The organism is Prosthecobacter sp. SYSU 5D2, from assembly GCF_039655865.1.
GTDB lineage: Bacteria > Verrucomicrobiota > Verrucomicrobiia > Verrucomicrobiales > Verrucomicrobiaceae > Prosthecobacter.
Genome location: NZ_JBBYXL010000001.1, coordinates 503,870 through 517,024 on the forward strand (window position 1 = coordinate 503,870; position 13,155 = coordinate 517,024).

5 protein-coding genes are annotated in these 13,155 nt (G+C 59.8%); 2 read left to right on the plus strand and 3 right to left on the minus strand.

What is annotated here, in order from left to right; all coding sequences use genetic code 11:
• Positions 1-6: 6 nt before the first annotated feature.
• A complete protein-coding gene (locus tag WJU23_RS02135; protein WP_346330877.1) occupies positions 7-1,458 on the minus strand; it encodes a shikimate kinase in 1,452 nt (483 codons plus the stop codon).
• The gene (locus tag WJU23_RS02140; protein ID WP_346330878.1) at positions 1,455-2,774 is read right to left on the minus strand and encodes a hypothetical protein; all 1,320 of its coding nucleotides are present in this window, start codon (positions 2,772-2,774) and stop codon (positions 1,455-1,457) included. The genes WJU23_RS02135 and WJU23_RS02140 overlap by 4 nt, the downstream gene beginning before the upstream one ends.
• A 50-nt stretch (positions 2,775-2,824) precedes the next feature.
• Here WJU23_RS02140 and WJU23_RS02145 point away from each other — a divergent pair, with 50 nt between their 5' ends.
• The gene (locus tag WJU23_RS02145; protein ID WP_346330879.1) at positions 2,825-3,658 is read left to right on the plus strand and encodes a TIGR00282 family metallophosphoesterase; all 834 of its coding nucleotides are present in this window, start codon (positions 2,825-2,827) and stop codon (positions 3,656-3,658) included.
• Positions 3,659-3,732: 74 nt separating this feature from the next.
• Here the strand turns inward: WJU23_RS02145 and WJU23_RS02150 are convergent, their stop codons facing one another.
• Positions 3,733-10,773, minus strand: a complete 7,041-nt coding sequence (locus WJU23_RS02150; RefSeq protein WP_346330880.1) for a choice-of-anchor I family protein — start codon at positions 10,771-10,773, stop codon at positions 3,733-3,735.
• A gap of 363 nt (positions 10,774-11,136) precedes the next feature.
• On the opposite strand from WJU23_RS02150, the gene WJU23_RS02155 reads away from it, so the two are divergent.
• On the plus strand, positions 11,137-13,149 hold the full coding sequence (locus tag WJU23_RS02155; protein WP_346330881.1) for a hypothetical protein: 2,013 nt from the start codon (positions 11,137-11,139) through the stop codon (positions 13,147-13,149).
• The last annotated feature ends 6 nt before the right edge of the window (positions 13,150-13,155 follow it).

Genomic DNA, 13,155 nt, shown 5'->3' on the forward strand with positions numbered 1-13,155 from the left:
AAAACGTCACGCACGCCTTTGGGCGAAGAAGATGCGGGCGCTTTCCGCCACGCCATACGCGCTTTCCTGCTGGCTGAGTTCGTCGGTCTGGATGCGCAGGTCGGCGAGCTGTTTATAGAGAGGTTTGCGCTCCGTGAGCAGGCGCTCCAGCTTGACCTGGGGCGGCTCTTCACCACGCAGGAGGGGGCGGTCGTTGTTATTGGCGGTGCGGCGTGCGAGCAGCTTTACATCCGCTTCAAGCCAGGTGATGAACCCGAGGTGCTGGAGCAAAGGCAGATTCTGCGGCTGGGTGATGATGCCGCCGCCAGTGGCGATGACGCAGTGGCGGCAGCCTAACAAACTGCGCAGGACAGCGGACTCGCGCTCCCGGAAACCGGCCTCCCCTTCCCTGGCGAAAATCTCCGGGATCGAGCAGCCCGCTTTTTCGATGATGAGGTGGTCGGTATCGGCAAACTGGAAACCTAGCATGTGCGCCACCATGCGGCCCACGGTGGATTTGCCGCTGCCCATGAGGCCGATAAGGACGATGTTTTCTGCACGCGGCAGGGCAGCTTCGCCGCCGTCCATCACCTGTTTTAAGATGGAAGGAACCAGAGCGGGATCGTGATGCAAAGCCTCGAAATAACCAGGGTAGGCCGGGGTCCAGCCAGTGGCGCGGAGCCGGGCATTGGAGACGTGTTTGTGCGTCCATCCGCGTTTGCGGCCGGGATCCGGTGCTTTCTCCTCCGGCACGGGCAGATTAAAAAGCAGGGCCAGTTTTTCCAGGCATGCCCGCTGGGTCAGGTGGGCATCGTCCACGACGTTGTAGATGCCGGTCAGTTTGTTTGTAACCAGATGGGCCAGCGCGGCAGCGGCGTCATCGGCATGGATCTGGTTGAGCAGGCGGCCATCGGAGGCGGCCTCGGTGACCTCGATGCCGCTTTTGCCTTCGAGCAGGTTTTTCAGAACGAAAGATCGGCCTGGGCCATAGATGCCGGCGAGCCGTGCAACGGCTCCGCCGTGATTCAGGGCCAGCTTTTCAGCCGCCAGGAGAAGACGCCCGGTTTCTTTGCCGGGATCGGTGGGACTCGTTTCATCCACCTCGCTGCCGTCCGTTTGCGGATAGACACTGGTACTGCCGGTATAAAGCGGGAAGGCCTGCGGGAAGGTGGCCAGCAGGTTGGCCATGCCATCCACATAGACAGCCTGATAAACGGGCGCACCGCCTTTGCCGGAGCTGGCGCAGTGGATGAAGGCATCGGGCGACCAGGGACCGGAAGCAGCGCATTTCTCAGCCAGCCGCCGGACCGAATCCGCATCACTGACATCGCAGGCCAGGACGCGCCAGGGCTTGGCAGCCGTGAGCCGCTCTGCCGATTCAGAGGAATGAGTCGCGCCGATGACCTCATGCCCGGCGGCATGCAGGAGATCTGCGGCGCGCTCGCCGACAAAACCACAGCCAATGATGAGAACTCTCATGAGCGGCGCTGGGTTTGATAATACGAAACGAGCCCCTGGACGACACCGCGCACATAATCCTCGATGGCGCTGCTTTGCAGACGGCCGCCGACAAGCGTGCGCCCAATGTAGTGTCCGGCCAGCAGACGGCGGTAGGTCTCCTCATGGTTCATGACAAAGGGCTCCAGATAGACAACGGGACATTGGTACAGCCGGTTGGCCAGCAGGTTTCGTGCATACACGTAGGGGTTCGTGCCGGCTTTGCGCGCATTCGGTGTGGTATAAACATAGGCGGGCAGGCCGGTGCTGCGTGCCATCCCGTCCGCGACGGCGGAGGCCAGGGGAATTTCCTCCTCATGAATGCGGTCAAACAGCCGGGTGAGCATTTCAAAACGCACGTCCTGCTGCTCCAGCTCCACAGGTGCATAACAGCCATTGACCAGAACATGGAGATGGTTTTGCGGCGAGAACTGCGGCGCGGTCGAAGGACCCCAGGACTCAGCATTCAGATGCAGGCATAAAACAAGATCCGGCTCAATCTTCAGATTGACCTTGCTGGCGCGGGCATGGATTTCGCTGACGCGGTAAAAAAGCTTCTCCGTCTGCCACTGCACGGTGAGGATTTTCGCATCGCCCTCCACCCCCTGATAAGTGGGGAGCGGGTTGAGGATGCCGTGCTCCTGCAGCGTCGCCAGGGCCAGCTTCTCAAAATCCGCCGGACGCTGCTCGGTGACAGGTTCCGCCCGGTCCCGAACCAGACTGACGCGCGCGCCAAGGGCCTGAAGGCGCTCGCTGAGGACACGCGCTGTCAGCAGAGATAGGTCGCCTTCCTGGATGGCCTCACCTGCCTGGAAGCTGAGGAACCGCTCCTCCATCTGCCCCCAGCCACCACCAATGTGCCCCGGGTCCAGCGCGATGTGGAGGTCGCTCAGCAAGGGGCGATCCCGCAGGCGGGGCAGCTCGGCGGCACGCCGCCAGGAGACTGCTGGCGGCGAAGCTTGCTCGCTGGAGTTGCGGAAAGGCACTTTGTACACCGGGTCTGAAGGGTCACCTGTGGGGACCAAAAGAGCATCGGCGGTGACCTCAAAAGGCGGTGGCAGCCCCTTTCCCGGCGAATAAACTTCCTTCCAGGCGGACTCAAACTCTTCACGGGTGAGGGTATGGGCATACCGCTTCAGATCCTCCCAGTCAGGCACTTTGCCCAATGGGGTGACTTTGGCAAAGCGCACGGGATCCAGAGGCAAAACCTGGGGTTCTGCCACCTGTGCAGACAGCCCGCCAGCACTGCCCAAAAAGGCGGCCAGCCAGAAACGGCCATTTTTGAAAAGGAACGACATGCCTGCATCCTAGACTTGATGCGCCCCGTCATCATCTACTAAGTGAACCCATGTCCGAAGCTGCCGCCGAACCCGCCACTGAATCTGCCCCAGAACTTTTCCGTATTTTATTCCTGGGAGATGTCGTGGGCGAGCCCGGCCGGAAGGCCGTCGCGGCCATGCTGCCGGAGCTGAGGGACGAGCTGAAAGTGGACTTTGCCATCGTGAACGGGGAGAACTCCGCCGGGGGGCGAGGCATCACTCCAAAGATTGCCATCAGCCTCATGCGGGCCAAGGCAGACGTGATCACCACCGGCGACCACATTTGGGATCAAAAAGAAATCATTTCCTTTCTCGGGGATGAACCGCGCCTGCTGCGCCCGGTCAATTATCCCGAAGGAGCACCCGGCAAAGGCACCCTCATCCTTCAGACGAAAAAGGGCAAAGTGGGCATCATCAACCTGCAAGGCCGCACCTTCATGCGGGATGCCCTGGAAAATCCATTCAGCGTCATCAACGAGGTGGTGGACGAAATGCGCAGAGAGACGCCCATCATCTTTGTGGACTTCCACGCCGAGGCCACCAGTGAAAAAGTGGCCATGGGCTGGCATCTGGACGGCAAGGTCTCCGCCGTGGTGGGCACCCACACCCATGTACCGACCGCCGACGAACGGGTACTGCCTAATGGAACCGCTTTCCAAAGCGATGCGGGGATGTGCGGCCCGCTGGATTCTGTGATCGGCAGCCAGATTGAGCCCGTGCTGGAGAAATTTCTGACCCAACTGCCGGCCAAGTTTGGCGTGGCACGCGGCCCCGTACGGATCAATGGGGCCCTGGTGACGCTGAACCCGGCGACAGGAAAAGCGGTGTCCATTGAGCGCATCGCGCGGACTTGGGAGGAGTGAATGAGTTTGGCATAGCAGGCCAATAAAAAGGGCCGCCGGAAAAACCGGCGGCCCAGGGGGAACACACAAGGAGATTACTGCTCCAGCAAGATCGAGGAGGTGCGGAAGGTTTTTTTGCTGCCTTCCACGGGAACTTTGATCAAACCGCCGCCGACGATGGCTCCGAAGGATTCATCCTGTAGCAGGACACCAGTCGCGGCGGCCTTGCCCGCTGGCAGGGTCAGCGTGCCGCTGAAGCTGCCGTCGGCTTTGCCAACCTTGCCGACCCATGGGATTGGCGAAGCAGGGGCGCTGGCGCTCAGCTTGAACTTGCTGTCCAGGGTGAACTGGGTTGGCAGCACCGGTGCATCGTTCGGAGCAGCATTGGACAGGCCGGCACCTTCGATCTCCACCGTCAGGAGGCTGTCGATGAGGCCCAGGGATGCAGCGAGTTCTGCCGCCGTTTTGACGGGAACGAACTTGCTGGTCAGGGCTTCGACAGAGAGAGGAGCGGCGAATCCGGCAGCATAGCTCGGCTCTTTGGCGTCAGCGCCTTTGAACCATTCCAGGCCGTTGTTCAGGCTCTGAGGGATATTGGTCGGCTGGCCGAGATCGCCCACCGACAGGATGCCGCCGATGTAGGACTGCTTGTTCTTATACGGCTGGCTCCAGACCAGGGCCTGAGCGGTGGCGGAGAGGCGCAGGCTCATGGTGACCGCCTTGGCATCGCCAAGCAGACCTTTGAGCTTGATGACTCCTGTCTTGCTGACGCTGCCCTTGGCCCAGCCCTGGCCGGCTGGATAGTCCACCCCATTTTGCGAACCTGCATCCAAGACGGTGACAATTTTCTGCACAGCGGGCGGATTGGCGTTTTTAGCCGTCATGCGGAAGCCGCGCTGGCTGCCGGTCTCGGTTCCGGACGTGTAGGTGCCGGTGACCAGCGGACTGTCCGTGGCCACTTCGATCTGCCCGGTGACTGCCGGCAGGTCCTTGGCGGCCGGGAAGCTGAGGTCAATCTCAGCCGACGTGCCACCCGGTGTGAGGGTGAACGTGCCCTTGGACGAGCGGCGCTTGGCCCCGAGGTATTCCAGGGTGGCGGTGAACTTGCCCGAGCCGGAGACGAAGACCTTCACCATGCCTTTGGGTTGGGTACTCTCGCCAGTCTCAAGCAGCGCTTCGTAATGACCCAGCAGGACAGCCGGGAACGGAGCGACGTTGAGATCCAGCGCATACGAGCCGATGATTTCCTTGCCGTTCATCTCCAGGATCTGGAGGGCATAGTTGCCAGGCTTGCCGCCAAGCTGGCCGGTCAATTTGCCGGTGGCAGGATCAAAACTCAGACCTGCTGGCAGCTTGCCGATGAGCTTGAAGGTATTGCCTTCTTCCTTGAGGACGCTGAAGTCATAGTCAATGACATCACCGACCCGGAGACCCGCATCAGGATTGCCACCGTAGGCGATTTCTTCCAGGTCAGGAATGCCGTCTCCATCGGTATCCGCAGTGATTTCAACAGGCACCAGGCTGTCCAGGCGGAAGTTGAGGTTCTGGATGCGGAAGTCCAGGGAGGCTGGCGTGTCAGCGACATTGTAAGCTGTCTGCGGTGTGGGGTACCGGGCGTTGATGTAATCCGTAAAGGCCTTCTGCTCACCCAGCGCGTTATCCGGAAGCTGCGGCACGGCGGTGAAGTTGAGGCTTTCGTCGGCAATGACCGGTCCCAGTGTGCCGTCCGTCAGGATGTAGCGGAAGTTGCTGCCATTGGCCTTGATGGGGTAACCATCGCCGCCCTGGGCCATGAAGTTCAGGGTCACCACACGGATCACCTGCGGGGCGAGGAAGTTGAACAGGCCGTTTTTGAACAGCGCGGTCACGACCTCGTCGTTTTCATCAATGAGGGCCATCGAGGTGATGCGGTCATTGACCGGACGATTCGGGTCCCAGGCAAAGGCCACACCGGCAATGTGTGGGAAGCGTCCCTGGTTAGGCCACGCGGCGACGCCGTGCTCCAGGATGGCTTTCAGCCCCTGCGGCGTGGTGTCAAAGGCCATCAGGCGGTTGTTAAACCGGAGCGCATTTTCCACATCCAGCAGGGAGATGCCGCCTGCGGCCTTGCCGACTTCAGGATTGGCCAGCGGCGGCAGTTTATCCGAGCTTCCAGGCTGGCTGGATACCGCACCGATCTGAGCCCGGATGCCACCGCCGTTTTTCACGGAGACGATCGGGATGTCATTGCCGGTGATGGCACGAAGGGAGTCGCTGTTGGCATCGGCCGTGATGTTGCCCAGGTTGGTTTCCTGGCTGCGGACGAAGCTGCGCTCACCCTCCAGATAGACATTGGTATAACCAAATATCTGACCATCCTTGGCATTAATCACCGCCTGGACAGCATCGGTAATGGCTTTCACTGATGCGCCCTTGGTGCCAGGTGCAAAAGCAGTGGCGGCCAGATTGTCCTCAATCGTATCCCAGGCTGCGGCGACGTTAGCTGTCGTGGCGGCATAGGCACCGTTGAGGGCGATGCGGTCAGCCAGGTTGGAGACGATGATTTCACCGGCTTCATCAAACTCCACCGTCAGGCGGCCCAGGTAAGTGTACTCATTGTCCGTATTGATGATGAGCGTCGGCTTGCTGTCCGCCCCAGCAGTGAGGATCGGGTAGGTGTCAGCAAAATCAGCGCTATGACCTGGGAAGGCCACGGCCACATCGTCTTCATCACCCAGACGGGTGTTGGACCCGGCGGCGAGGATGATGTCCACACCGGTCAGCTTGGTGGCGAGCAGGCGCTCGTTGGCAAGCTGCTGAAGGTGGGAGAGAAGGATGATTTTCGTCACTCCTTCCGCCGCGAGTTCATCAATGTAAGGCTGCACATGCGTGGCCAGCAGGTCCATGTCATCCACACCGGTGGTGCCGGCAGGGAAGCCCTTGGCAATGGTGCCGCTGGGGGAGGAGATGGCGCGCAGGATCTGGGTGGTGACACCCACCAGGCCGATCTTCTCACCACCCTTGGTGATGACCGCAGTCGGCACCAGGCGGGTCTTCACGGTCGAGGCTTCAGGCACGGCGGTGGTGGTGCCATCCAGAGGCACATTAGTGAACCGGGCATTGGCAGCGGAATCCGCCGAGTAATCCAGGTTGGACGAGATGTGCGGGAACTGCGCACCGATCCAGGCACCGCTATTGCCGATGGCATCCATGAAGACATTGGATCCAAGATCCCATTCGTGGTTGCCGATGGCCGATGCCTCCACACCGATCATGTTATGAATGGCGATGTCCGGGCGGGCAAAGGCCGTGGCACCAATGCCAGGCACAGTGCTCAGGGACGGGTCCGTGCCCGCATTGAGGAAGGGGCTCGGGATAAAGTTGTCACCGCCGGAGAGGATGAGCGTGTTATCATACTCATCATCAAAGGCATCCACCAGGGCGGCCAGATTCGGGGCCGTTTGGGAGGCCAGAAGTCCGGCTTCACCATCGGCCAGGTGCAGCACCTGAAGGGTGAAGTTTTCCGGCTCCACAGTGAACAGGGTCATGGTGTTGCTGTCCTCATTCATCACGATGATCATCGGCACGCCGTTGGGGGAATTTTTCGCCGGGATGAAGTGGATGCCTTCAGGATTCTCGTCTTCAGGGAAGCTGACGAGACCTGCCTGCGTGACATTGGCGGGATCGGTGACATCATAGATGATGATGCTGCGGTGACGCTCCAGGCCGACGAAGGCGTAGGTGCGGCCATTGATGACCCCGATCTCGATGCCCTCAGGCTCAGGGCCCTTGTTATCACTGCGACCGTCATCAAAGAGAGGATCACCAATGCTGGCGAGGGTGGTTTCGATGTCGTCACCACTGTCATAGATCATATCGCCTTCATCATTCAGGATGGAGAACGAGCGAGCCCCATACATGAGGATTCGGTCCACATTTCCGTCATTGTTAGCATCACCACGAAGGCCAGGGGCATTGGACACCGTAAGGCGGCCCAGGCGGGCATTGGTTTTCAGCTCGGCGGCATTTGGGAAGACCGTCGGGTCGAGCACGTAGCCTGCATTGCCCACGGTGGTGGTTTCGGTAAAGAAGTCATTCCGGTCATCGCCTTCGTTGGCTATGGCATAGAAGGTCTGGCCGCCTGCGCTGAATGAAGCGATGGAATCCGGCATGTAGAGTCCGAAGACAGGGTTGCCGGTGGTCAGATTGATCATCTGGGAATCTCCAGGACCGTCACGATCACTGAAGTCCGCGAGCAGAGAGGAGAAGTCCTTCTCACCCAGAGGCACCACGGAGGTGAAGGTGGCGGTCGTGATGTCCAGGATGGCCACGGCATTGGCTTCCTGAAGGGTGACCATGGCCTGCGTGCTGTCTGGGGAGACAGCCAGGTATTCAGGCTCAAAATCCAGCGAAGGAAGGCGCAGGACGCCGGGACTTTCTTCAAAGATGCGCACGCCTGCGGCCTTCAAGTCAGGCGCCTGGGCATCATAGGCTTCGAAACCTACCAGGGTCGCCACTGGGGTAGCGAAGCCGCCGGTGACATCAATGATGGTGACCGTGCCAGGATTTGGATCCGTGCCATTGAGCTGGTATTCGCCTTCATCAGCGGTCAGCACTTTGCTGCCATCGGGAGTGAAGGTGAGATGATCCGGCAGGTAACCGACTTCGACTTTGCCAAGGTAGGCATTGTCAGCGGCATTGAGGAAGACGACATGACCGCGAAGGGTTTTGTCGCCGTTCGGGACGGCCACGGCCAGGACGCCATTGTGGATGTCCACGCTGGTCACATCGGAGCTGTTGAGGCTGATAGGAGCCTCGGTGAAGGTGAGTGTGGTGAGGAGCACCGGCTCCGCAGGATTGCTGAGATCAATGACCTGAAGACCGACATCAGAAGTGGCGAAGACACGCTTGGTGGCAGGGTCATAGGCGGAGATTTCCGCACCGGCCAGTTCAAAGGTGGAAACGCGGCCCAGCTTCAGCGGTCCACGGGTGACGATGCTTGCATCGCGCAGCGGTGGCGAGATGCCGTCCGTGATGCCAGGGGAGCCGAGGTCCGAACCGATGGCGGGCTGGAAGCTGCCAAAGTTAGTGCCGGTGGCGGCGGTGTAGCGTGGAGACTCGGTACCAGATGCAGGCACCCAGATCAAGGCCTGAGACGCTTCTGTGCCGCCTGCTGAGGGACCCGCATGGCCTCCAGTGGAAGGCGTGCCGTCAGCTTTGGTGAATCCGGCTGCGGCGTAGCTGAAGAAGAACACCTCATTGCCACCTGATTCAAAAAGGGAGACGCCGTCATTTTGGCCAAAGCCAGGAGCCGAAGGTGCCTGAAAGACTTGAACCGTGTCCTCAAGTCCCCACCAGGCGCGGAAGGCGGCTGGAGAGACAGAGGTGAATATCACCGATTCACCCGGAGCGATGCTGCTGCCAGGAGCCAGTTTCCATGCCTGGGCGATGCCGGAAGAGCGGCCAGAATCATGCCAGGTAAAATTGGCCAGGGAGACGGCAGATTCACCAAAGTTGGTTAGCTCCCAATAATCATTGGATGCTGAAGGAGCACTGCCAGACTGGTTGGACTGGATCTCCGTGAGCATGAGCTTGTAGCTGACAACATCGGCGTCATCGGTGACCGTGATTTCAAAGTTGGCCAGGCTGGCATCTTCTGCCGTGGCCGTAATGTTAAAGGTCTGGCTGCCATCCGGGAAGGAGTCATCCACGGCAGTGACATCAAAGGTGGCGGAGGTCTGGCCGGTCAGAATGGTGACGGTGGCAGGCACCAGGGCTTCGGTGGTATCGGCGGAGGCCAGGGTGACGACTAGATCGCCATCGGTGCTGCCGTCACGAGTGACGGTGCCGGTTGCCGCAGGGTTGGCTTCGTTTTCAGCAAAGGTGGCTGGAGAGACCTCAAGGGTGAGCGTGATGCTCGGGCCTTCATCACCGTCTCCAGAGACGCCGGGCGATCCGAGATCCGTGCCCACAGCCGCAACATAGGTGCCGAGCGTATTGCCCGTGGCAAAGGTATAACGCGGATCTTCCGTGCCGGAGGCGGAATCCCAAACGGCAGCCTGGGAAGCCTCGGTGCCGCCAGCGGACAGACCTGCATGGTCGCCTTCAGAGTCGTTGCCATTGGGCAGTTTGAATCCGGCTGGACCATAGCTAAAGGCGAAGACTTCGGTCCCGGAAGGATCATAAAATCGGACGCCATCGTCTTTGCCAAAACCAGGTGCATCCACATTGGAAAGGACCTGCACGGAAGGATCAAGGCCCCACCAGGCGCGGAAGTCTTCAGCCAATGCCGATGTCAGAATGACGGATTCGCCAGGAGCAATCGAGGTGCCCTCAGGGATGGTGATGATTTCCACATCATCAAACGGCATGCCGCTGTCTCCCCATTTGTAGCCGCTGATGTCCACACTGGATGCACCGAGGTTAGTCAGCTCCCAGTAATCCTCAGCACCCTCTGGGGCACCACCGGACTGGTTGGACTGAAGCTCCGTAAGAAGCAGGATTGGAGGCGGCACATCCACCTGGCCGGGGGAGCCATGATCCGTTTCGTCAGCGTTTGCAAATGAGCCAAAATTGTCCCCAGTGGCAGAGGTATAGCGCGCTGTCTCCGCAGTCGTTCCGGAGGTAGGGTCCCAGATCAGTGCATCCGTGGCGACACCACCTGCAGACAACCCTGCATGGCCGCCGGTGGAGGGTTCACCGTTGGATTTTGTGAACTGGCCAGCACCATAGCTGAAGAAAAACAGCTTCTCTCCAGCAGAATTAAAGAAGGCGATGCCGTCATTACCACCCAGTCCCGGAGAGTTCGCGGTGGTGAACACTTTGACACTTTCCGTCAGATTCCAGCGGGTGCGAAAGGCCGCAGCCTCCACATTGGTGAAAATGACAGACTCGCCCCCCTCAATGGAACTGTCCATCGGGAGGGCCCAGGCACTGCCATTGGCAAAACTCTCACTATCATCATCCCAAGTGTAGCCAGCCAGGGAAACTGGCTCCTCGCCGAAATTGGTAAGTTCCCAATAGTCTGCGTCGCCGGTCGTCTGGCTGGATTGAATTTCGGTAACAAGGAGCTGGGCCTTCGCGGTTGAAGCGAAGGCACCCAGGCTTAACGCCACGCTGAGGGCGGCAAGTCGTATGCGTTTGGAGAATATTTTCATGAGGGAGATGGTCTTGAAAGCGTCTTGTGCAAGCACCCGCAAAGATGCCTGTACGAGATCCGGCATCGCACGGGAGTGGAATGCCAGGGCCACCGTTTAAAGCCCGCTGGCCGCTTAAAGCCAGACCCGGCGCGCAACAATTCCGCCACGTTCATTTTAGTTACGTTTTTTGTTATCCTTGTCACGGCAAGGGACTGAATACAGACCTGAAAATACCAAGGCCAATTGCGCAAACATTCCGTCACGGCAAAACATCCCCCCTGCCGCTATCAGACGCTTTTTCTCCTGCGATCTGTTCACCGACCAATGAAGCAGTGCTTCGGCTTGCAAAGAACCGGGACATTTAATATACCCCGCATGCATATGAAAACAATTTGCCGGGTGCTGGTCATGTGGATGCTTTTTCCGCCTGTTTGTGGCGGGCTTTCAGCCGCCGCGCCCTCCTTGGAAAAGGCCGGCAAACTGGTCATCGCAGGCGGGGCGCTCTCTGCCGCAAACGGGGAAATATGGGCTCTCCTGCTAGCGGAGCGGCTCCATGGCCGCCCGATAGGCATCCTTTCCACCGCCAGCGAGGTCCCGGAAGCCACGGGTCTCCCCCTGGCATCCACATTGAACCGGCTGCACGGTGACGGCAGTGCTGTGTTCATCCCTGTAACGGAGAAAAACAGGAAGGCTGGCGACCCTGAAACAGTGGCTTTGATCCGCCGCTGTGGCGGCTTTTATTTCACTGGCGGTCAGCAAAACCGGACGACCCGGACCCTGCTCACCCAGAAAGGAAGCCGGACTCCTGCCCTGGAAGCAGTGTGGGATGTTTATTTGCAGGGGGGCGTCATCGGTGGGTCCAGTGCCGGGGCAGCCATCATGAGCCATCCCATGATCACAGGCGGCAGCAGCGCCGATGCCCTGTTTTGGGGAGCCACTCCGGCGGATTCATCGGAGGAGGGAAAGGGTGTCGGCTACGGGCCGGGGCTGGGATTTCATCCTGGCTGGCTCTACTGCCAGCATCATCTGGAGCGCGGCAGGCTGGGACGCCTGCTGGCAGCACTGGCAAGCAAGAAAGTGGGATTGCAACACGGGGTCGGAGTCGCCGAAGACACGGCCTGGGTCATTGATCACGCCGCGCAGACCGGCACGGTGATCGGCTCCAAAGGAGTGGTTTATCTGAATGCCACCCAGTTCACCACAAAGACCGATGGCAGCATCAGCGGAATGAAAATCCATTATTTGGACCGGGGGGATTCCATGGACCTGAAGACAGGTCAGGTGCGGCCGGCCAAAGGAAAATCAGCGGTGACGCCACCTGCTGCCCCGGTCCCCATCGCCAGCACGACCAATGCCTGGGGCCGGGATGCCATCTGGCACCTGTTGATAAAACTGGCCCAGGCCGGAAGCGATGCTGAAGCCGTGGCCAGCGATCTGTATTTTGACCTGGTCTTCCGGCGCAGCCCGGATACCCGCGTATCGCGGCATCCAGACGAAACCGCTGATGCACGCCCGACCTGGACTATCACAGATCTCCAACTGGAAGTACACCCGCGCACCGGAAAAGAGGAACAGGCGAAACGGCTGCCTTCCGGAAAAGCCGAATTCAATCTTGTGGCTCGCGGCAAGAAGCTCAAAATTTTCACCTACTGTCCGCCCGGCTACAAGAACGGCCCGCTCTTGGTGGTGATGCATGGGCTGAATCGCAATGCCGGGGATTATCGGAATAATGCCATCCAACTGGCGGACCGCTTTCAAGCCCTCGTTGTGGCCCCTAGTTTTGTGCTGGCTCAATTTCCTGTTGAAGCCTACCAGCGCGGCGGCGTGACCCGTGATGGCAAACCCCAGCGCATGGAAGAATGGACCTTCCAATGCATCCCGGAGGTGGTCTCCGCCATCCGCAGCCGTCAGGGGGAACCGGAGCTCCCCTACTATCTCATCGGCCACTCCGCTGGCGGCCAGTTTTTAAACCGCCTCGCCGCCTTTCTACCAGGAGAAGCCACCCGCATCATTGCGGCCAATCCCGGCTCGCTCATTTTCCCGACCCGTGACCAGCCTTTCCAGTTTGGTTTTGGAAACCTGCCGGATGAATGGAGCGATGACGCCTGGATCAAAAACTATCTGGCCGCCCCGCTGACCCTTTTTCTCGGCACTGCGGATACCGGCTCAAAATACCTGGATGTCAGCGCCGAAGCCATGCGCCAGGGAGCCACACGCATTCAGCGCGGACGCGCCTGCTTTTCCATGGCTGAAAACCTGGCCCGTGAGCGCGGCTGGCCTTTCCACTGGACGCTTGTCGAGGCAGAGGGCGTCGGCCATGACTCGGCCGCCATCTTCGCCCATCCGCTGGCTGAAAAAGCCATCTTTGGAGCCGGTCCTGACACCAACGATTGATACAAG

What these genes read in the sequence shown, in the direction of transcription:
- WJU23_RS02140 (WP_346330878.1), bottom strand. Translation starts at nt 2,774, where the DNA reads ATGTCGTTCCTTTTCAAAAATGGCCGTTTCTGGCTGGCCGCCTTTTTG.
- WJU23_RS02150 (WP_346330880.1), bottom strand. Translation starts at nt 10,773, where the DNA reads ATGAAAATATTCTCCAAACGCATACGACTTGCCGCCCTCAGCGTGGCG.
- WJU23_RS02145 (WP_346330879.1), top strand. Translation starts at nt 2,825, where the DNA reads ATGTCCGAAGCTGCCGCCGAACCCGCCACTGAATCTGCCCCAGAACTT.
- WJU23_RS02155 (WP_346330881.1), top strand. Translation starts at nt 11,137, where the DNA reads ATGAAAACAATTTGCCGGGTGCTGGTCATGTGGATGCTTTTTCCGCCT.
- WJU23_RS02135 (WP_346330877.1), bottom strand. Translation starts at nt 1,458, where the DNA reads ATGAGAGTTCTCATCATTGGCTGTGGTTTTGTCGGCGAGCGCGCCGCA.